Raw genomic sequence first — 21,419 nt, 5'->3', positions numbered from 1 at the left:
AATTAAGTATGAAATTAGGGAGAAAATTAAAGGCAATCACAATGTTAACTACTACAGCACTAACTTTAATTGCTTGCGGTCAAGGTAACGAAGATGGAAGTTCGGAAGCTGCTGATGGAGAAGTAACTACTATCCAGTTCTATACATGGGGCGGTGAAAGCGACCTTCCAATTTATGAGCCAAGAATCCAAGCTTTTGAAGCTGCTAATCCTGACATAAAAGTAGACTTTGTCCAAGTTCCGAGTGACTATGATACAAAATTACAAACAATGTTTGCAGGTAATGAAGCACCTGACGTAGTCCAAGTTGCAGAAAATGGACAGAACTTTGCTTCGAAAGGATTATTCATTGATTTAACAGAATACATTGAAGAGTCAAGTATTGACGTTGAAGATAATTGGGCAGATACAATGACCCAATACACATATGATGGTCAACCATTTGGTCTACCGGATAGAGGAGGCCCAGAAATATTATACTATAATAAAGATTTGTTTGACGAAGCAGGAATAGAGTATCCTACTGTTGACTGGTCTATTGAAGAATATACAGATGCAGCTGAAAAGTTAACAAAAATTGAAAATGGTGAAACTGTTCAATACGGAGCTAGCGGGATGGACTGGGTACCCAATTGGGGTGTTTTCATAAAATCGAATGGAGGCTCACTAGTTGAAAATAATGAGGTTGTTATTAATTCTCCAGAAAACTTAGAAGTTCTTACTTGGTTTAATGATTTATATCAAGATGGTTATGTTGGAACTTATGAATTCTATGAATCTGTAGCACAGTCGGGTGCAGACTCTATGTTTTCTCAAGGGAAAATTGGTATGTTAACAACTGGATTCTGGAATATCGGAAACTTTACACAACTTGACGATTTAAATTTTGATATTGCTCCAATGCCATCTTTCAGTGAACAAGTAACTTGGCCATTTGGGAGTGCGCTAGCAATTTCTAAACAATCTGATAAACAAGATGCTGCATTTAGGTTCGTCGAATATATGACAAGCGAGGAAGCACAACAAATACTTGGAGAAGGCTTAGTTGATTCTCCAGCAAATATCAAAGTGTTAAATTCGGAAGAGTTTACTAATAGACAAGTAAATGAAAAAGACCTTAATTTAGATGTTGTTGGGATTTCTACAGAACGAGTAATAATTGATGGGATTTTTGAAGGACCATACTATGGTGAGCTAACTGGTGAATTTAGTAACCAAGTTAAAGAAATGCTATTGGGTCGTTTAACACCAGAAGAAGCCCTAGAAAAAATGCAAGAATCTGGAGAGAAAATAATGGAGCAGTATTAAAAAAATAATGGTATCTTAGGGAAGAAAGAAATAAAAGCTTCTTCCTTAAGGTACGTATTTTAGAAGGAGGAGTTCTATTGGATATGCCAGCTACGCAACTTCAATTAAATCAAAAAAAACGTAAACGAACACAATCACGCTGGTTTTTTGCTTTTGTTTCACCCTGGATTATTGGTTTTGTTTCTTTTACAATTGGGCCCATGATTTTTTCCGTGATTATGAGTTTTACTGATTGGGATATGTTCTCAGAGTTTAGTTTTGTCGGATTTGATAATTATATAAGATTATTTAAAGATGAAATATTTATTAAAGCCTTGTCAAACACATTCAAATATACGTTAATAAGTGTACCTATAAATTTGTTATTATCACTTGGGATGGCATACTTGTTGAGTTTCCATTTAAAAGGAATGCGAGCTTTTCGAACAATTTATTATCTTCCCTCAATAGTCCCAGTTGTTGCTAGTACAATGCTATTTACTCGCTTGTTATCTTCTAAAGGCTTAGTAAACCAAGCATTGGCATTGTTTGGAGTTAATGGACCTGCTTGGCTGTTAAGTAAAGACCACGTACTGTGGAGTTTTGTCTTCCTATCATTGTGGGGCGTTGGCGGAACAATGATTTTGATGCTCTCAGCAATTAATAGTGTGGGTGAAGAGATGTATGAGTCTGCATTGCTCGACGGGGCTTCCAGGCTTCGAATGTTTATAAGTATTACCATACCTCAAATTTCTCCAATATTATTTTTTAATCTTATCACCGGAGTAATTGGTTCCTTACAAACGTTTACTCAAGTTTATATGATGACTGGCGGCGGGCCAGACTATGCTAGTGAAATGATTGTACCTTATCTTTATCGAAACGCATTCTCGTTCTATAGGATGGGTTACGCATCAGCTATGGCATGGGTATTGTTTATCATAGTGATGATATTATCATTAATTGTTTTGAAGAGTTCGAGTCTATGGGTGTTTTATGAAGAGGAGGTGAAGTAAGTTGTTAGATAAAAATCTGTCTAAAGTTTCTAAACTTACTATCTATATTACTTTGATTGTTTTTGCTGGCATTTTAATTGTGCCCTTTATATACATGATTTCAATTGCACTTGCTTCGCCAGAGTCAAATATTAAAGAACAGTTTACTTTGCTTCCTACAGAATTCTATTTTTCTAATTTTACAAATTTATTTAAAGACTCGTTAACGGGCGAACGGCCAATTTTGTTGTGGTTCTTTAACACGATGTTGGTTGTCGTACTAAGTATTATTGGGCAAATCATTTCTTCTACATTAGTTGCTTTTGGTTTTGCTCGAATGAAATATAAGCATAAAAACAAGTTATTTCTGCTGGTTTTAGGAACAATGATGTTGCCAGGACAAATTACGTTAATTCCAGTATTTTTAATTTTTAGAAATTTGGGACTATATAACACTCTTTGGCCATTGATTATTCCTCAATTTTTTGGATCAGCCTATAATATTTTCTTTACTCGCCAGTTCATAACCTCTATTCCTGGCAGCTTATTTGAGGCTGCAGAAATGGACGGATTAGGTCCTATGGGCTCATTTACGAAAATCGTTTTACCACTTATTAAACCAGCAATGGCAGCTATTGCGATATTTACATTTAACTCTGCTTGGAGTGATATTATGGGACCATTAATCTATGTATCGGATACCAGCAAAATGACTTTGGCATTGGGAGCTCAATCCATGTCTGCAACTTCTAATCCTGCGGGTACCGTAAACATGTCTATGTTGATGGTGATGTCGCTAGTGCTTACCCTGCCACAAATTGTCGTCTATTTCTTAGGACAAAAATATTTATTCCAAATTAATTTAGGAATTGGTAATAGTGGAACGAAATAACGATTGAATCAGTATAAGGAGAGATAATAATGAAAAATTCATCAAATCAAACAAATTCAAATCGAAATGATATGTATAAACTTTTTCATTATATCTCTTATTTGAATTACATCATTTATACATTTGTTGGGACCATTCTTTTTTGGCTACTCAATGTTCCATTGTTATTTTTATTATTGACAATGGAGCTAAAAATTAGTACTTTACCATTTTTTTTACTTGCTGCAGTGCCAGTTGGGCCAGCAACCACAGCCCTTCTAACGTATTTGAAAGAGGCGAAAGAGAAAGATGGTACTTTTAAATCATTTTTTAAAGCATATCAGGAAAAGTTTAAAATGAGTATCTTAGGATGGGTCACTGCTTTACTTTTAATGGGTGTAAGCGGCACAAACTTGTTATTAATGAATTTTATTACTTCTTTTGATAGCTTAAGATGGTTAAATGTACTTATTCTGATTGCATCAATTACTTTCTCATTGAATTATTTTTTACTACTTTCTCGTTTCGAAATTACTTCTTTTAAACAAGCGTTATCTCTTACTGTCAAATTATCAATTATCAAATCAATAAGATGTTCTTTAAATTTTATGATAATAATTGGAAGCTGGTTGTTATTAAATTTTATTCCCATTTATTTAGCCCTATTCGGAGTAGGAATTGTTGGTCTGTTATTACTATTAAATTTTGAACCTGTCTTTGAATTTGTTCAAAAACAGCAATGATAATTGTGTATAAAAAGTTAGTTAATCAAGATTTTAGTAAAGAAAAATACCCAGAAGTAATTATTATGAATTACTCCTGGGTATTTTTTCTGTTTTATCCTGGCATAAAAGCATACCAAATAAAAATACTAAATAACATTCCTAAGATAAAGCTGGTGTATCCCACCATTAACAAAATATTTGCGACCCTTTGTTTAATGGAACTGTGCTGCGCGTTTTTAACAAACAGTCCAAATACTAATAAAGAAATAAGAAGTAAAATGATTTGGATAAAACCAATTGGATAGTAACCAAGGTACCATTCATATGGCAAAAGAATGTAAACAGCGAAAGTCCCCAAAAATAGAAAAACCAACATGGAAAGGGTAAAAAAACTTTTTCGGATCATCCATATAACCCCCTTTTAAATACTAAAAAGCAAGGCAGCTCAAACTTTATGCTGTCTTGCTTTTTTTTAAGGCAATCGATCTTCTTTCATTGAATCAATTTTCTCAGCAGCTAATAAGTCACGAATGTCTTTTAGATATAATTCTGCTGTTGGAATTTCAACTTCGTCCACGTCTGCTTCTGGATTTTTACGTTTGAATTTGTTTGCGGCTTTAATAATAAGGAACAGTACCAATGCGATAATAAGGAAATCAATAATGGCTTGGATAAAGTTTCCGTATCTAAGCGTTGCTTCCCCGATTTGTACAGATAAATCTTCGATAGAAGCTTGGGAAGTAAGAGAAACAATAATAGGAGAAATTAGATCTTCTACTAACGAATTAACAATTGCGGAGAAAGCAGCACCGATAATAACCCCGACAGCCAAATCTAAAACATTGCCACGCATAATAAACTCTTTGAATTCTTTAATCATGTTTTTCACCTCCTGTAATATCTCTATTATAATGAATGTAAGTTAATTTTAGCAAATATTAGTATCTATGAATGTTAGATAATAATCAGGAAGATAGTCGCTCGATGAAACGGTTGTTTCCTGACCATTAGCAAGCAAGGCGAGCTGATATCCGATAAAAGGTCCTGTTGTTAAACCGGAAGAACCTAACCCACTAGCAGTGAGAACTGTTTCTTGTTGGGGGAGATAGCCGAAAAAGGGGCTAAAGTCAGAAGTATATGCCCTCGTTCCAACTTTTCTTTCAATCAGTTTTGCATCTTTTAAACGAGAAAACAGGGTTTCTCCGCTCTTGATCATTTGATTAACAATAGTTTCATCAATTGTTAAGTCGTATCCTTTATCATTTTCATGTGTCGCGCCTACGAATACTTTTCCATCCCCAACGGGTAAAACATCAATTTCACCTTCGGGCATAATAACCGGTAAATGACCATTGTTTACATCATCCGTTTGAAGTACTGCTAGTTGACCTTTTTGTCCGCGGATATCTACTTCCCACCCCAGTGGCTCTAAAATTTGTGGCAACCAAGCACCTGCAGCAAGAATAATAACATCATAGGACGTTTTTTCTTTGTTTATTTGGATGGTGTATCGTTCATTTTCTTTTATAAGTGAAGCTTTCTCGTGTCTTACACTGCCACCCTGATTTTGTACATAATGTAATAGGGATTCGACGAGTGAACTTCCATCCACTCGCGCCCCTCCTTCTACGTATAGCGCATTTTCTTGCTGTTGAAGAGTAGGGAGTAATTGAGTCAGTTCTTCTTGTGTTAAGATTTTCAACTCTCCAATTTCAGGTGCATCTTTGCGACGTCCTAATCCAATTTGATACTGTTCTTCAGTAGAGCTAGCTTTTTTCTTTAATAATAGGGCACCTGATTTATGATAGAAAGAAGTATCTTGGTGATCTTCTTCCAAGTCAGTTAATAATTGTTGATAAAATGCTGCCCCGCCGGCAGCTAATCGATACCAACTTTTATTTCTTCTTTTTGACAGCCAAGGACAAATGATTCCTGCTGCGGCAGAAGTAGCTTGACCGGTTCCTTCATCGTAGACGGTAATCTGATGGCCAAAACGTGTTAAATAATAAGCAGCTGTTGCTCCAACAATCCCGCCGCCGATGATTGCGATTGATTTTGTCATGTTATGAGACTCCTTTTTCCAAAGCTGTAAATTTTTTCTGCTTCCATTATAACGCAAGCGGGAAAAGTGTTTCAAAATTTTCTGTATTATCAAACTAAAAGAATGAAAAGAAGATAGAAGGCATTCCAATACTGCCCTCTATCTTCTTTATTAATTACTAGTATTCCGCTCCGGTTGTCCCGCGAATTTGTCCTTCTCCGAAAATAATGTATTTATACGAAGTTAATTCTTTCAATCCCATTGGGCCGCGTGCGTGTAATTTTTGCGTACTGATGCCGATTTCACCGCCAAGACCGAAGCAGCCTCCGTCTGTAAAACGAGAAGAAGCATTTACATAAACAGCTGCTGCATCAATATCTTCTAAAAACTCTTGTGCAGTTTGATAGTTATCTGTAACGATTACTTCGGAGTGACCGGTAGAGTGTTCTTGAATATGTGAAATTGCTTCACCATAGTCTTTTACCACTTTTACAGCCAAGACAGTATCAAGGAATTCTGTATTGTAATCTTCTGCTTCAACAGCAATCACTTCTGGGACGAGTGCTTGTGTTTTTTCATCGCCACGTATTTCAATATGATGCTCTTTTAAAGCATCCGCAAATACAGGCAGGAATTCTTCTGATACGGCTTCGTGAATGACTAAATTTTCGATGGCATTGCATACAGAAGGGCGATCAGCTTTTGCGTTCACAAGAATACGCGTTGCCATTTTTAAATCAGCAGCTTCATCAACATACAGGTGACAATTTCCCACACCGGTCTCAATGACCGGAACAGTTGCATTTTTCAATACATTTTGAATCAGACCCGCTCCCCCTCGAGGAATAAGGCAGTCTAGGTATTCATTCATGCGCATAAATTCCGCTGCGAGCTCTCGGGAAGGATCGGTAATCAGTTGGATGGTATCTTCTGAAAGCCCTACTGAAACAAGCGCTTCTTGTAAAGCAGCCAAGATTGCTTTATTTGAATGTAATGCTTCTTTTCCGCCACGTAAAATGACAGCATTTCCTGATTTGAAACAAAGTGCTGCTGCATCAGCCGTTACGTTTGGCCGGGATTCATAAATAATTCCGATAACGCCAAGAGGAACCCGCTGTTTACCAATCTTCAATCCATCTTCAGAAGTAATCATTTCTTCTATATAACCAACAGGATCAGCTAATTGTGCAATTTGGTGGATGCTGTCTGCCATTCCTTTTATGCGATCGCTATTTAATGTAAGACGCTCAATCATCGGTGTTGGCAGGCCGTTTGCTTGGGCATTTTGGATGTCTTGTTGGTTTGCATCGATAATTTGCTTTTCATTTTTGTATAAAACTTGCTCCATTGCGAGCAGTGCTTCATTTTTTTTCGCTGTCTTTGTTTTTCGAAGTTCATTGGCAGCTTTTCTTGCTTGTTTACCCATTTGATGTAATAAACCAATCATTAAAAATCCTCCCTTTATACGTTAGACTCACGAGAAAAATATGTTCCAATTTCAATCCCAGCTAGAATATCAAAAAGAATTGTTGGGTCTTCTGCGGATGCTAAGACCATTTCTTGATTATGGGCTAATAGGTGACGAGCTGCTTTTAGCTTTGTAATCATACCGCCTGTACCAAATGTTGAACCGCGTTCTCCAGCCAAAACCATCTCTTCCTCATCAACTTTATTAATCGTGTGGAATAAAGTAGCATCTGGATACTTTGTTGGGTTTTTATCATAAAAACCATCGACATCGGAGAGCATAATCAATAAATCAGCCTGGATAATTTCTGCAACAAGTGCTGAAAGTTGGTCATTATCACCAAATTTAGTTTCGTGTTCCAGCTCATCAACTGCCACCGCATCGTTTTCATTTACGATAGGGATAATGCCCATACCTATTAATGTCTCGAAGGTATTCACTACATTTTTATGGCTTTCTGGAAACTCCACAATATCACGTGTCATCAAAATTTGCCCAACCGTTTGTTTATAGTGTGAAAAAAAGCGGCTGTACAGGTTCATCATTTCGCTTTGTCCCACTGCAGCAACGGCTTGTTGTTCACGAATCGTTTTGGGTCTTTCTGTAAGGTATAACTTGTCCATTCCCACCCCGATGGCACCAGAAGATACTAAAACAATTTCCTTACCGGATTTATGTAACGAACTCAGTACATATGCAAGTCGATCAAATTGTTGATAATTAACTGTTCCATCCGATTTCATGATTGAACTGGTACCTATCTTAATGACGATTCGTTTACTATTCGATACTTTCTCTCTATTAGATTTCATTTAGATTCCTCATTTGTTCCTTAATTGTTTTTAATGTTATGTATACTAATGCCTATACTAACACGGATATTCCAAAATGATAAGGGAAAATAATCAGGAAGACAATCAATTGTAAGAAACAATCCTACGTTTATAAGGTATGAATCGTGAGGGGAAGTCTATTTTGTCTAGTGAAGCAATTTTTGATTCCCACTAGATGGGATTAGGTGTGAATTTAATGGAGTGAGTAAACAATTGAAGCGCCACTAGATGATATAGTGATGTTATTCCATCCACTGGGAACGATAAAAGAGTTCACTAGATAGAAAAAATGGATAAGAAAAGCGGACAAGTCCGCCTTGACCTATGAAAAAATAGGAAATTTGACCCTGAATGAGCAGCGAAGCGCGCAATGGGGCAAATTTATCTTTTTTTCACTAGGTCAGGACTTGGGAGCTAGACATTGATGGCTGAACTTATAATCCCCTAGTCTACAAAAAAGAAAAGGCTGGGAAAAATTCCCAGCCTTTTTCTCAAAGGAGTTATTCTTTATTTTGGAGGAGTAAAGAATAAAAAGATGTTTATTAATTTGGCTTAGTGATAGAGTACTTTTTATTTATGAAAGAAGTATGAAGGATTTTGTAAAGAAATGATAAGAAAAATTTATCATTGGGCTAGTAGTCCTTCTTCGATCAAGAAATCTCTAGCAGCATTTTCTGGTGATTTCCCATCTACGTCGACGCTATAATTAAGCTCTCGCATTTGTTCGTCGCTGATTTTTCCGGACAATTGGTTGAGAATTTCTTCTAAGTCTGGATATTCATCAATGGTTTCTTGTCTTAACAAAGGTGCACCTTGATAAGGTGGAAAGAGACCCAAGTCATCTTCTAACACGACAAGCCCATATCGAACGATCTCGCTGTCGGTGCTGTAAGCATCCAGTAAATTGATATCGCCAGTTTGAAGCGCTTCGTACCGTAGTTGCGGCTCCATCGTACTAATATTTGGCAATGAAATGCCATACAATTCTTGTATTCCTAAATATCCATCTTGTCGGTCTGTAAATTCTAGTGTAAAACCTGCTTGTACTTCCGATTCTATTCCTGCTAAGTCAGAAATGGTTTCCAATTCATGTTCTTCGGCTAATTCTGGAGTAACAGCAATCACATAGGTATTGTTAAAGGTCATTGGTTCCAACAACGCCATGTCGTATTCCTCAGCCAAACCGTCCTTTGCTTGTTCGTAAACGACTTGTTCATCTGTTTCATCTAAGTCTTCATCTAGAAATGTAGAAAGAACCGTTCCGGTAAATTCTGGATAGAGGTCGATTTCTCCGGATTTCAATGCATTGAAGACAAAGGTAGTCTTTCCGAAGTTCGGCTCAACTGAAACAGTTAAATCAGAATTTTCTTCAATTAACAATTTATAAATATTCATCAATATCTCAGGCTCTGTGCCCATTTTACCGGCAGCTGTTAAGTCATCTTTCTCAAAGAAAATAGGTGTGACCAACAAAGCAATGATGATAAAAGCAATCGTTCCTAAAAGAGTCGCTGATTTTTTAACAGACATGCGTTGTAATAGACCGATGAGTCCATCAAAGATAATGGCTAATAATGCGGAAGGAATAGCTCCTAATAGAATCAAAGCATTATTTCCGCGGTCAATCCCTAGTAAAATCAAACTACCTAATCCACCAGCTCCAATTAAAGCAGCAATGGTTGCAGTACCAATAATCATGACCATGGCTGTGCGGATACCTGCCATGATGACTGGTAAAGCCAGCGGTAATTGGACTTTGCGTAATTTACGTTGTCGGTTCATCCCCATCGCATCGGCTGCTTCGAGGAGAGCAGGATCAATTTCAGAAACTCCTGTATAAGTATTTCGCAAAATAGGCAGTAAAGCATAAATGATCAAAGCGGTTATTGCAGGTACTGCGCCAATCCCAACGAGTGGAATCAATAACCCCAAAATCGCTAAAGAAGGGATGGTTTGGAAGACAGCAGTTACTTGAATAATCGGTCCAGCAATCCTTTTATGGTAGCTCAAGAAAATTCCTAACGGCACGGCAATTAAAATTGCGATTACTAAAGCAATAAAAGAAAGTTGGATGTGCTCAATCAAAGCAGTCCCTAAATCACCGCTTCGTTCCTGGAATGTCTGTAAGAATTCAGTCATTTTTCAGACACCTCCACTTTTTTGTTTGCTTCGTCAGCAAGAAACGCAAGTAAAAGCTGCTGGGTAATTTCTCCAACGAATTGTTCGGAGGAATCTTTTATGCGAACTACTTCATTCGTAGCTAGTAGCCGAACAGCTTTTTCAATGCTATCCGTAACAGAAAGAACCGGAGCCATTTGATTTGCTTCTGAGAGATTTTGTAGATAGCCCGTTTGAATGGCTTGTTCAACTTTGACGGTTTCTTTATAACCTGGCAGGCCGGTTTGTAAAAAGCTCCGTACAAATTCATTCTTTGGTTCTTCTAAAATTTCTTGTGGCGTGCCGACTTGTATGATTTCTCCATGATTCATCAAACAAATTCGATCACCTAGTTCAATTGCTTCTTGCATGTCATGCGTAACGAAAACGACTGTTTTCTGCCATTTCTTTTGTAATTCAGACACATCTTTTCGTAATTGGTTCCGGCTGATAGGGTCGAGGGCGCTAAATGGTTCATCCATTAAAATGATATCCGGATCGGCTGCTAATGCGCGGAGAACGCCTATCCGTTGCTGCTCGCCCCCAGATAAAGCGGAAATTTCACGGTCCCGGTACTGGTCCGGCTCCAATCCTACGCTGTCTAATAATTCAGTGACACGGTCTCTCATTTTCTCTTTGGGCCATTTTTTCATTTCAGGTACCACCAAAATATTTTCTTCCACCGTCATATTTGGAAACAAGGCAATTTGTTGAAGGACGTAGCCAATGTTCCAACGCAATTCTTGAAGATTAAAATCACTGATCGGCTTTCCATTAATAGTGATCCAACCAGAAGATAGAGGGATTAAACGATTAATCATTTTTAACGTGGTTGTTTTACCACTGCCACTTGGACCGATTAACACAAAAAACTCGTTGTCTTTTATTTGTAAGTTGAAATTCGACACGACTGGTTGACCTGAGTTGTATTCTTTAGATACTTCTTTAAATTCAATCATAACGCGCTCCTTTCGAAGTCTGACCTTCCTTTTCCACATCATAACAAAAAAATAAACAAACCAATATTATTTAGACCTATATAGAAGAGAAATAGGTATTACTTTGGTTGGAAATTTAAACAAGGTATAATAAAATTAAGAAAACAAAATGAGGAGGACTAAAGATGACAACACAAAATCGCTATGTATTGGGTTGTTTTGATACAGTGGATGAAGTAGTGGATATAATAAAAGACTTAAAAGAGAAAAATTTCTCCGATGAAGATATCACTTTGGTTACACGTGAAGATTACGTTCCAACTTATTCAGAAAAGACAGATGTAGCCTTTCGTACAGAAGAACAAGTGTTGGCTGATCCTGAACCAAGAACAGAAGAAAATGAAAATCTTTGGGATAAAGTAACCAATGCATTTTCAATCGAAAGTCATACGGCTAGGAGACCAGATCCGGATTATCGGACAGATGACGACCCGCTTTATGCCTATCAAGATCATTTAAATCGCGGTTGTATCGTGGTAATGGTAAACGGTGCAAAGTGGAATCCTGGTCAAAAGGAAGAGAGAAATTCCGCAAGTGAAAATGAAGCAGAAACAATTGTGGACATGACGGATGCAATGCGCTCGAATGTGATTACTTCTACTGGAAAAGAAGAAATACTAGATAGTAATATTGAGTTGGACAGCATCGATGAAGGCAACTTGCACGACAATGAGTCACATACTGATTAATTATTAAAACAAAGAGGTAAGCGAATGAGGAACATCAATTTTTCATCTTGGACAGGAAAGATTGTCTGGGCAGCAGGGCTGGTTTTACTTATTTTGGGAAGAAACTATATAGAAGAACAATTTTTATGGCAGCTCCGTATAGCGAATGATAATCTCTTTTTATATAATGGCATTGTTTTTCTGCTTCCATTTTTAACAGGAATCTATCTTTCCCTTTTATTTTTATGGAGTAACTTCAAGGTAAATGATGCGTCGCTTCTTTTCATTGTAGCGATACCCAGCTTCATTTTATCCGTGCTGCCGATGGTAATCCAACAAGTTTCTATCCCTTTGCCCCATACCATTATTTGGCTGGTTTCAACATTAAACATCGGAGAGATATTGCCGCTTGTTGCAGGGCTAACGATTTTACCAAGCTTCAGCCTAGGAAGAAAAACAACTGGAAGACGATGATAATTTTATATAGAGTCCTTTCCCTGATATACAAGATATTTCTATACAAAAAGGCAACCTTCGTTTAGAAGGTTGCCTTTTTTAAGGAGTTTTCTTTACTTGGAGGAGCAAAGAATAAAAAGATTGTTTGTGATTGGCTTATTTATATAATAGTCCTTAATTATGAAGAAAATATGAATTGTTTGTAACGAATTTTGGAAAGTTTTTTCCTCTGCTTTATCCCAGAAAATCTCCAGATAATGGTATACTAAAAAGGAGATGGTAATAATGAGGAGGGTATTTATGAAAGTAGCATTGATTGCACATGATAGAAAAAAAGATTTGATGATTCGCTTATGTACGGCATACCAGCCAGTCTTGGAAGGACATGAATTGTTCGCGACAGGGACAACGGGTTTGCGTGTCTCGGAAGCGACGGGACTGGAAGTGCATCGTTTTAAGTCAGGTCCTCTTGGAGGAGATCAACAGATTGGAGCAATGATTTCTCAAAATGAAATGGATTTGGTAATCTTTTTACGTGATCCTTTGGCAGCTATGCCTCATGAACCAGATGTTACGGCATTGATTCGTTTGTGTGATGTCTATGAAATTCCATTAGCAACAAATATTGGAACCGCGGAAGTTCTCCTGCGTGGATTAGACAGTGGTTACCTGGACTGGCGACACTTTTATAATACAGATGAAAAAGATGAGTTAACACCAGGATATTAAAATAGAGAAAGGACGCTGGGAAAAAATTCTCGGCTTTTCTTTTTTGAGGAGGAAAATGGTTGAATAAAACAATCGAAACAATATTAAATCATCGTTCTGTAAGAGAGTTTGAACAGCGCAGCTTGACAAAAGAACAAATCGACATATTGGTGAGTAGCGCCCAAGCAGCTTCCACTTCAAGCTATGTCCAAGCCTATTCGATCATTGGTGTTACGGATGATGAAAAGAAAGCTGAATTAGCGAAGTTAGCGATCAATTCGAACACTGTTATCAATAGCGGACATTTTTTTGTTTTTTGTGGCGATTTGCATCGGCATGAAATCATTGGCGAAATGGAAGAAAAAGAAGTTACTACTGCGATTGAAAGTACAGAAATGTTTATGGTTGCGCTTATTGACGCCGCTTTAGCTGCTCAAAATACAGCCATTGCAGCTGAATCAATGGGATTAGGGATTTGTTACATTGGTGGAATACGGAATGATTTAGAAAAAGTAAGCCAACTATTAGAGACTCCTTCGCATTGCATTCCGTTATTCGGACTGGCGATTGGTTACCCTTCAGTCATTAACGACAGAAAGCCTCGGTTGCCAAAAGAACATATTTATCATGAAAACCGTTATGAATCAGATAAAACGATTTATAAAAAACAACTAGAAGAATATAACGCAACGACAACGGAATATTATCATGAACGGACAAATGGTGAGCGACAAGACAGCTGGACGGAACAAATTGGCAAGGCGTTAGAAAATCCTAAACGTATGTACATGCAGGATTTTGTCAAGGCTCAAGGACTAAATAAAAAATAAAGCAAATAAATGAATAGAAAAAACTCTGAAAACAGGAGGGTCTCCTGTTTCTCAGAGGTTTTTTATCTTGGCAATTTATTATCGTTTACTCATGTATGTCATTGTGCTAAACTAAATGTAACACCACATATGGTATCTGTTAATTGACTTAAGTACTATATGTTGTATGGACGTTGTTTTATACAAAGGAGGTTTAGCAAGTGAATCGTGTGATTTATAAGGAAAGAACGCAAGATTACTTTGAAGAATTAAGTGTAAAAAAATCAGATGGACGAATTGTTCCCTTTAATGAACAGAAAATCGAAGATGCTATTTTACAAGCTAGCGGGGTATCTCAAATTTCCATTATACAGGAAAATAAGAAAAATAGTGAGTTATTATCACTTGTAAAAGATCAAATTTATTTGCAAAATTTAGAAAGTATTTCAACAGAAGAAATTCATGAGCTTGTCGAATCTGCACTAAGAGATTTGAGGTTAGAAGACATTGCAACGGCTTATCATCAGTACCGGATTCGGAAAAAAGAACACAAAGCAGAGCAACGCGACATTGAATCTCGTATCCAGCAATTGGTTCATGCAGACGAAACCATTTTAAATGAAAATGCGAATAAAGACAGCAGGGTATACAATACTATTCGTGACCTAACAGCAGGAGTGACGGCAAAAGCAATGGGCTTGCGTATGCTTCCGCCCCATGTGGAAAATGCACATTTAAGAGGAGATATTCATTTTCATGATCTAGATTACCATCCCTACTCACCGATGACCAATTGCTGCTTGATTGATTTTAAATATATGTTTGAAAATGGATTTTCAATTGGAAACGCTGAAGTGGAACGGCCAAAATCGATTCAAACGGCAGCTGCTCAAATGGCGCAAATCATTGCAAACGTGGCGAGCAGCCAGTACGGTGGGACGAGTGCAGACCGAGTGGATGAACTTCTTAGTCCTTATGCGGAAATGAATTATCAAAAACATATGAAAGATGCTGAAAAATGGGTGATACCTGAGCACCGTGAAGAATACAGCTGGGAAAAGACAAAAAAAGACATTTATGATGCGATGCAAAGTCTTGAGTATGAAGTAAACACACTGTATACATCCAATGGGCAGACACCTTTTGTTACTTTTGGCTTTGGTCTGGGAACCAATCGATATGAGCGTGAAATTCAAAAAGCAATTTTAACCGTTCGTATCCAAGGTCTTGGAAAAGAAAAAAGAACGGCTATTTTCCCTAAACTTGTTTATGGTATTCGGAATGGCGTGAACCACAAATCAACAGATCCGAACTATGACATCAAGCAGTTAGCAGTAGAATGCGCAACGAAAAGAATGTATCCGGACATTTTAAACTATGACAAATTAGTTGAATTAACCGGTTCTTATAAAGCTCCGATGGGATGCCGCTCTTTCTTGCAAGGATGGAAAGATGAAACTGGCAATGATGTAAGTAGCGGAAGAATGAATCTAGGCGTCGTTACGCTAAATCTACCGCGTATCGCTTTGGAATCAAAAGGAAATAAAGAAGCATTCTGGGATTTATTTACAGAGCGTGTAAATATCGTAAAAGATTCTCTTGTTTACCGCGTGAAGCGAGTAAAAGAAGCGAAACCTGAAAATGCACCCATTTTATACATGAATGGTGCATGGGGACATAAATTGGAAGCAGAAGATTCAGTAGATGAATTGTTCAAAAACAAACGAGCAACCGTATCATTGGGATACATTGGACTTTATGAAGTTGCAACCTTATTCTATGGACCAGATTGGGAAACAAACCAAGAAGCCAAAATATTTACATTGGATATTTTGAAAAAATTAAAGAATAACTGTGATGCTTGGGGCATTGAATATGGCTATCATTTTAGTGTTTATTCAACACCAAGTGAAAGCTTGACCGATCGTTTTTGTCGTCTGGACACAGAGAAATTTGGTAAAATAAAAGACATTACGGATAAAGAATATTACACAAATAGTTTTCATTATGATATTCGTAAAAAACCAACTCCTTTTGAGAAATTAGATTTTGAAAAGGATTATCCAAAATATTGTTCCGGTGGCTTTATCCATTATTGTGAGTATCCGAATATTCGTCAGAACCCAAAGGCACTGGAAGCTGTATGGGATTATTCGTATGATAAAGTAGGATATTTAGGAACCAACACGCCAATCGACAAATGTTACGACTGTGGTTATGCAGGCGAATTTAACCCGACTGAACGCGGTTTTGAATGCCCACAATGCGGCAATCATAATCCAGATACATGTGATGTAGTGAAAAGAACATGTGGTTACTTAGGCAATCCGCAGAAACGGCCAATGGTTCGAGGACGTCACAAAGAAATCGCTGCAAGAGAAAAACATATGTAAAGGAGGCAATACAGCCAATGAGGAATCCAACACCTGGTGAGTGGACTGCCGAAAAATATTCACGTGGATATGTTGCAGACTATAAACCCTTTAACTTCGTTGACGGTGAGGGCGTCCGTAACAGCATTTACGTAAGTGGTTGTTTGTTTGCCTGCCCAGGCTGCTATAATAAAGCAGCTCAATCTTTTACATACGGAAAACCCTACACGGAAGAGTTAGAGGAACAAATTTTAAAAGATTTGGAATTTGATTATGTCCAAGGCCTCACCTTATTAGGAGGGGAACCTTTTTTAAATACCAATATCCTGATTCCTTTGCTAAAAAGAATTCGTCAAAATTTTGGTGATACAAAGGACATTTGGAGTTGGACTGGCTATAGCTGGGAAGAAATGATGCTGGAAACGCCAGATAAGCTGGAGTTATTATCAATGATTGATATACTAGTGGATGGCCGTTTTGAACTTGAAAAAAAAGATTTAACCTTGCAATTTAGAGGTAGTTCAAACCAACGTATCATAAAAGTAAAAGAGAGCATTGCCCAAGAACAAGTCGTTTTGTGGGAGAATCATTAAGGAGGAATTTATCATGGAAGTATCATTATATACAAAAAACAATTGCGGGATGTGCAAAAATACAAAACGTTATCTACAAATGATCGGTGTGCCGTTCGTTGAGAAAAATATCGAAGAAAACGAAGTATACATGGATGAAGCTCGTGAAACTGGTTTTACTGCTTTACCAATTGTAAAGACAGCTGAAGAAGTTTTCAGTGGACATCAACCAGCAAAACTAGAAGAGCTTTTTGGTAGCTTATGAAAGTCGTTTTTTTCTCTCTTACTGGAAATGTCAGACGGTTTGTAAAGAATTTAGCTGACTACCCGTCTTTGGAGATTACACAAACCGATCCATTCGTAGAAGTGAATGAGCCCTTTGTGTTTATCGCTCCAGCTTACGAAAAAGAGGTTACTGAAATTGCTTGGGATTTTATGTCCACAGGCAATAACGCTTCCTTTTGTAAAGGTGTCATTGGGAGTGGGAATTTAAATTTTGACTCGCTCTATATATACACAGCAAAAGACTTAGCTCGTGATTACGAAGTACCATTACTAGATAGTTTTGAATATTTTGGAACGAGCAAAGATATCGAACGAATAAAGGAGAAAATCAATGCAATCGCCTAAAATTATACCCGCAAATAAAAAAATCGAAGCGAATTACTTCGAATTAAATAACCAATTGAATATTCCGAAAGACAATAAAATCCAATTGAAAAAAGACACGGAAGCGGTGCGTACGTATTTCTTGACATACGTAAACCCGAATACCGTTTTCTTCCATAACCTAAAAGAGAAATTAGACTATCTGGTAGATAATCATTATATAGAAGAAGAATTAATGGAACAGTATACATTTGAATTTATTAAGAGCTTATTTAAACGTATTTATGCGAAAAAATTCCGTTTCAATACGTTCATGGGCGCATACAAGTTCTATCAACAATATTCCTTAAAAACGAATGATGGCAAACGTATTTTAGAACGTTATGAAGATCGTATTGCGTTTAACGCATTATATTTAGCAGATGGCGATGAAGAATTAGCCAACAATTTAGCAGATGAAATGATTTCACAACGTCTACAACCTGCAACACCAACGTTCTTGAATGCAGGTAGAAAACGTCGTGGAGAACTTTCTTCTTGTTACTTAATCTCATTAGAAGACGACATGAACTCTATCGGTCGTGGAATTAACTCTGCTCTGCAACTATCAAAACGCGGTGGCGGGGTAGGAATCAATTTATCCAGTATCCGTGCGAAAAACGATCCGATTAAAGGAATCGAAGGAGCTGCAGCAGGTGTTGTTCCGATTATGAAGCTATATGAAGATTCGTTTTCATACGCGAATCAATTAGGACAACGTCAAGGTGCTGGAGTTGTTTACTTGAACGTCTTCCACCCGGATATCGTTGACTTCCTAGCAACTCGTAAAGAAAATGCGGATGAAAAAGTTCGTATCAAGACATTGTCACTTGGTCTGGTAGTTCCGGATAAGTTCTATGAATTGATTAAAAATAACGAAAAAATGTATTTGTTCAGTCCTTACGACGTAGAACGGATTTATGGCGAACCTTTCTCTTATGTAGATATTACAGCAGAATATGACAATATGGTAAATAACCCTGAAATTCGCAAGTCAAAAATTAATGCACGTGAGTTAGAGACAGAAATTTCGAACTTACAAAACGAAGCAGGTTATCCATACATTATTAACATCGATACGGCAAATCGAGAAAATCCAATTGATGGACGTATTATTATGAGTAACTTGTGTTCAGAGATTTTCCAAAGTATGACGCCGTCTGTCATCAATGATCGTCAAGAATTCGATGTATTAGGGACAGATATTATCTGTAATTTAGCTTCAACGAACGTAACTAATTTAATGGCTTCACCGGATTTTGGTAGATCTGTAAAAGTTGCTTTGCGTGCTTTGACAAATGTCAGCCTAAAAACCAATACAGCTTCAGTGCCAACCATTGAAAATGGCAATAAGCGTAATCACGCAGTTGGACTGGGTGCAATGAATTTGCATGGTTTCCTTGCTAAAAATAAAATGCACTACGGTTCTCCTGAATCCATTGAGTTTACAGATTTGTATTTCATGCTGTTGAATTACTGGACGCTTGTAGCAAGTAATGAAATCGCGATCGAAAAGGGAGAAACCTTTGCCGATTTCGAAAAATCAGAATACTATACAGGTGCCTATTTTGAAAGATATCAAGAACGCATTACCACTCGTGAAGAAATTCAACACGATGCAGTAAAAGCATTGTTCGACGACATCTATATTCCGACAAAAGAAGACTGGGAAAAATTGGCAAGCAATGTGCGTGAGCATGGTTTGTATAACAGCTACCGCCAAGCAATTGCGCCAACTGGATCGATTAGCTACATTAACGAATCAACAGCGTCCATCCACCCAATTATTCAAAAAATCGAAGAGCGTGTAGAAGGTTCTCGTGGGAAAGTTTACTATCCAGCACCATATATGGATGAAGATACAATTCCCTACTACACTTCTGCTTATGATATTGACCAACGTCGTGTGATCGATGTTTATGCAGCGGCACAAAAACACGTTGATCAAGGTATGAGTTTAACACTCTTTACTCGTTCTGAATTCAAACCAGGTATGTACGAATGGAAGACAGATCCGAACTATCTAACGAAAAAGACAACTCGTGATTTGAATATGTTCCGTAACTATGCTTGGACGCAAGGAATTAAATCGTTATACTACGTTCGTACTTTTACGGATGATGCAGAAATCAGCTCCGTAAACGAATGTGAAAGTTGCTCGATTTAAGAAAAGAATAAGGGGGACGAGATATCAATGGCTAGAATGAATACGAGAGAGTACGATGCAAGTGCTTCTTATAAATCAATTAACTGGAACGTTGTAGAAGACATGGTAGATAAACTGACTTGGGAAAAATTAACTTCTCAATTTTGGTTAGATACCCGTATGGTTCCATCAAATGATAAAGCAGACTGGTCCAAGTTGACAGATGCTGAAAAAACTCTTTACAACAAAGTGTTCGGCGGATTGACCATGTTGGATACTTTGCAAGGGGAAGACGGAAACGCCGAAATCATGAAAGATGCACGCACCCAACATGAGATTGCTGTATTGACGAATATCCAATTTATGGAGCAAGTACATGCGAAAAGCTATTCAACTATTTTTAGTACTCTTTGTTCACCAGCTGAAATCAGCGAAATATTCCGTTGGACAGAAGAGAATGAGTACCTACAGTATAAAGGACATCGTATCCGCGAGATTTATCTAAACGGAACGCCTTTACAAAAGAAAGCAACCAGTGTGATGTTGGAATCATTTTTATTCTATTCCGGCTTCTATACACCGCTTCGTTATATGGGAAATGGAAAAATGGTAAACGTGGCTGAAATTATTCGTTTGATTTTGCGTGATGAGAGCGTTCATGGCACCTATATTGGTTACAAATTCCGTGTAGGTCTAGAAGAGCTGCCGGAAGATGAACAACAAGAAGTAATTGACTGGGTTTATGATTTACTGTTGGACCTTTATCGCAATGAATCTCGTTATACAGAAGAGTTGTATGATGAAATCGGCTGGACTGAAAGTGTAAAAGTATTTCTAAAATACAATGCAAATAAAGCATTGATGAACTTAGGATTAGATCCATTCTTCTCCGAAACGGTAGAAGACGTTGATCCGATCGTGATGAATGGAATCTCCACAACAACAAGTAATATGGACTTCTTCAGTTCAGTAGGAAATGGCTACCTGCTTTCAGACGTGGAAGCCATGAAAGATGAAGACTACGCTTACTAATAGAAAAATCTCCCACTTCGTTTCTACGAGCTGGGAGATTTTTATTGTGCTGAACTGTATCATACAGCCTCAAAAAATCAGCTGTATGATACAGTTCAATAAGAAAAGAAAAATTATTATTTAATCTCAAGCTCTCTTAAATCAATAAAATCTAAATCTTTTTCAGCATCTTCTTTTGATTGATAGAAAGTTAAGCCATTATATGGCGTCATATTACTTTGCCAAGATAATTTATTTTCTAAAAATTCTTCCCAGCTATTTGCAATTAAAAAGCAGTCAAGGTTTTGGTTGATATAAAGGACTGCTTCATCATTGGTACGAGCAATAAAGCCTTCCTTACTATCATTCGCCAAAATTTCCAGACTGGGAACGCTATAAAAAGAAATTTCTGGGATAGCATCTTCGAAAATAAAATGAATATCATAATCATCTGCAAAACGTTGGTACTCCTCATTCCTATCTCTGACACTCAGTGAATGAATAGTCGTTCCCGCCAATGCGATTTCCGCATCTGGTACCGACACGCCAATAGCGCCTGAGAGCCCTGTACAGTCTAAATAAAGTTTTTTCATGTGTTCCTCCATCACTCCTGCTCCTCTTTACTCTCATTCACTGAAGATGAGAGCGAATATTA

At 37.5% G+C, this 21,419-nt stretch carries 22 protein-coding genes; 14 read left to right on the top strand and 8 right to left on the bottom strand.

Annotated features, from left to right (window positions below):
• Positions 1-8: 8 nt before the first annotated feature.
• The 4 genes from EJN90_RS05350 (at position 9) to EJN90_RS05335 (ending at position 3,895) form a co-directional block, all read left to right on the top strand.
• Positions 9-1,307: an ABC transporter substrate-binding protein gene (locus EJN90_RS05350; RefSeq protein ID WP_126109264.1), complete on the top strand. Its 1,299-nt coding sequence runs from the start codon at positions 9-11 to the stop codon at positions 1,305-1,307.
• An 83-nt stretch (positions 1,308-1,390) separates the two neighbouring features.
• Positions 1,391-2,302: a carbohydrate ABC transporter permease gene (locus EJN90_RS05345; RefSeq protein ID WP_227872608.1), complete on the top strand. Its 912-nt coding sequence runs from the start codon at positions 1,391-1,393 to the stop codon at positions 2,300-2,302.
• Position 2,303: 1 nt separating this feature from the next.
• Positions 2,304-3,173: a carbohydrate ABC transporter permease gene (locus EJN90_RS05340; protein ID WP_126109262.1), complete on the top strand. Its 870-nt coding sequence runs from the start codon at positions 2,304-2,306 to the stop codon at positions 3,171-3,173.
• Positions 3,174-3,202: 29 nt separating this feature from the next.
• Entirely contained in the window at positions 3,203-3,895 is a 693-nt protein-coding gene (locus tag EJN90_RS05335) for a DUF624 domain-containing protein (RefSeq protein WP_126109260.1), read from the top strand.
• 94 nt (positions 3,896-3,989) lie between these two features.
• Here EJN90_RS05335 and EJN90_RS05330 read toward each other — a convergent pair whose 3' ends face one another.
• The 7 genes from EJN90_RS05330 to EJN90_RS05300 all read right to left on the bottom strand — a co-directional run bounded on the left by EJN90_RS05330 (position 3,990) and on the right by EJN90_RS05300 (position 11,335).
• Positions 3,990-4,283, bottom strand: a complete 294-nt coding sequence (locus tag EJN90_RS05330) for a hypothetical protein (RefSeq protein ID WP_126109258.1) — start codon at positions 4,281-4,283, stop codon at positions 3,990-3,992.
• 66 nt (positions 4,284-4,349) lie between these two features.
• Positions 4,350-4,757 (bottom strand): large conductance mechanosensitive channel protein MscL, encoded by a 408-nt coding sequence (gene mscL, locus EJN90_RS05325; RefSeq protein ID WP_126109256.1) that lies wholly within the window; start codon positions 4,755-4,757, stop codon positions 4,350-4,352.
• A gap of 48 nt (positions 4,758-4,805) precedes the next feature.
• Positions 4,806-5,939: an NAD(P)/FAD-dependent oxidoreductase gene (locus tag EJN90_RS05320; protein ID WP_126109254.1), complete on the bottom strand. Its 1,134-nt coding sequence runs from the start codon at positions 5,937-5,939 to the stop codon at positions 4,806-4,808.
• 157 nt (positions 5,940-6,096) lie between these two features.
• Entirely contained in the window at positions 6,097-7,365 is a 1,269-nt protein-coding gene (locus tag EJN90_RS05315) for a glutamate-5-semialdehyde dehydrogenase (RefSeq protein WP_126109252.1), read from the bottom strand.
• 14 nt (positions 7,366-7,379) lie between these two features.
• Positions 7,380-8,198, bottom strand: a complete 819-nt coding sequence (gene proB, locus EJN90_RS05310) for a glutamate 5-kinase (protein ID WP_126109250.1) — start codon at positions 8,196-8,198, stop codon at positions 7,380-7,382.
• A 645-nt stretch (positions 8,199-8,843) separates the two neighbouring features.
• Positions 8,844-10,358: an ABC transporter permease/substrate-binding protein gene (locus EJN90_RS05305; RefSeq protein WP_126109248.1), complete on the bottom strand. Its 1,515-nt coding sequence runs from the start codon at positions 10,356-10,358 to the stop codon at positions 8,844-8,846.
• Positions 10,355-11,335 carry an ABC transporter ATP-binding protein gene (locus EJN90_RS05300; RefSeq protein WP_126109246.1) on the bottom strand — a complete coding sequence of 327 codons (981 nt, stop codon included), beginning with the start codon at positions 11,333-11,335 and terminating at the stop codon, positions 10,355-10,357. The genes EJN90_RS05305 and EJN90_RS05300 overlap by 4 nt, the downstream gene beginning before the upstream one ends.
• Positions 11,336-11,499: 164 nt before the next feature.
• Between EJN90_RS05300 and EJN90_RS05295 the strand changes: the two genes are divergently transcribed.
• The 10 genes from EJN90_RS05295 (at position 11,500) to nrdF (ending at position 20,785) form a co-directional block, all read left to right on the top strand.
• On the top strand, positions 11,500-12,063 hold the full coding sequence (locus EJN90_RS05295; protein WP_126109244.1) for a general stress protein: 564 nt from the start codon (positions 11,500-11,502) through the stop codon (positions 12,061-12,063).
• 24 nt (positions 12,064-12,087) lie between these two features.
• On the top strand, positions 12,088-12,516 hold the full coding sequence (locus EJN90_RS05290) for a hypothetical protein (protein WP_126109242.1): 429 nt from the start codon (positions 12,088-12,090) through the stop codon (positions 12,514-12,516).
• 282 nt (positions 12,517-12,798) lie between these two features.
• Positions 12,799-13,227, top strand: a complete 429-nt coding sequence (mgsA, locus tag EJN90_RS05285) for a methylglyoxal synthase (protein WP_126109240.1) — start codon at positions 12,799-12,801, stop codon at positions 13,225-13,227.
• A 59-nt stretch (positions 13,228-13,286) separates the two neighbouring features.
• The gene (nfsA, locus tag EJN90_RS05280; RefSeq protein WP_126109238.1) at positions 13,287-14,036 is read left to right on the top strand and encodes an oxygen-insensitive NADPH nitroreductase; all 750 of its coding nucleotides are present in this window, start codon (positions 13,287-13,289) and stop codon (positions 14,034-14,036) included.
• Positions 14,037-14,236: 200 nt separating this feature from the next.
• The gene (gene nrdD / locus EJN90_RS05275) at positions 14,237-16,408 is read left to right on the top strand and encodes an anaerobic ribonucleoside-triphosphate reductase (RefSeq protein ID WP_126109236.1); all 2,172 of its coding nucleotides are present in this window, start codon (positions 14,237-14,239) and stop codon (positions 16,406-16,408) included.
• Positions 16,409-16,425: 17 nt separating this feature from the next.
• Complete coding sequence (gene nrdG, locus EJN90_RS05270) at positions 16,426-16,980, top strand: anaerobic ribonucleoside-triphosphate reductase activating protein (RefSeq protein WP_126109234.1); 555 nt, start codon at positions 16,426-16,428, stop codon at positions 16,978-16,980.
• A gap of 13 nt (positions 16,981-16,993) precedes the next feature.
• On the top strand, positions 16,994-17,224 hold the full coding sequence (locus EJN90_RS05265) for a glutaredoxin family protein (RefSeq protein WP_126109232.1): 231 nt from the start codon (positions 16,994-16,996) through the stop codon (positions 17,222-17,224).
• Positions 17,221-17,589 carry a class Ib ribonucleoside-diphosphate reductase assembly flavoprotein NrdI gene (gene nrdI, locus EJN90_RS05260; protein WP_126109230.1) on the top strand — a complete coding sequence of 123 codons (369 nt, stop codon included), beginning with the start codon at positions 17,221-17,223 and terminating at the stop codon, positions 17,587-17,589. Before EJN90_RS05265 ends, nrdI begins: the two co-directional genes overlap by 4 nt.
• Positions 17,576-19,774, top strand: coding sequence for a class 1b ribonucleoside-diphosphate reductase subunit alpha (nrdE, locus tag EJN90_RS05255; RefSeq protein WP_126109228.1), 2,199 nt, complete (start codon positions 17,576-17,578; stop codon positions 19,772-19,774). Before nrdI ends, nrdE begins: the two co-directional genes overlap by 14 nt.
• A gap of 36 nt (positions 19,775-19,810) precedes the next feature.
• Positions 19,811-20,785 carry a class 1b ribonucleoside-diphosphate reductase subunit beta gene (gene nrdF, locus EJN90_RS05250; RefSeq protein ID WP_126112314.1) on the top strand — a complete coding sequence of 325 codons (975 nt, stop codon included), beginning with the start codon at positions 19,811-19,813 and terminating at the stop codon, positions 20,783-20,785.
• A gap of 116 nt (positions 20,786-20,901) precedes the next feature.
• On the opposite strand, the gene EJN90_RS05245 is transcribed toward nrdF, so the two are convergent.
• The gene (locus EJN90_RS05245) at positions 20,902-21,357 is read right to left on the bottom strand and encodes a hypothetical protein (RefSeq protein WP_227872588.1); all 456 of its coding nucleotides are present in this window, start codon (positions 21,355-21,357) and stop codon (positions 20,902-20,904) included.
• Positions 21,358-21,419: the final 62 nt, after the last annotated feature.

Source organism: Jeotgalibaca ciconiae (assembly GCF_003955755.1).
GTDB classification, from domain to species: domain Bacteria; phylum Bacillota; class Bacilli; order Lactobacillales; family Aerococcaceae; genus Jeotgalibaca; species Jeotgalibaca ciconiae.
Note: the sequence above shows the minus strand (reverse complement) of the source record. Positions and strands in the feature narration are given on the sequence as shown.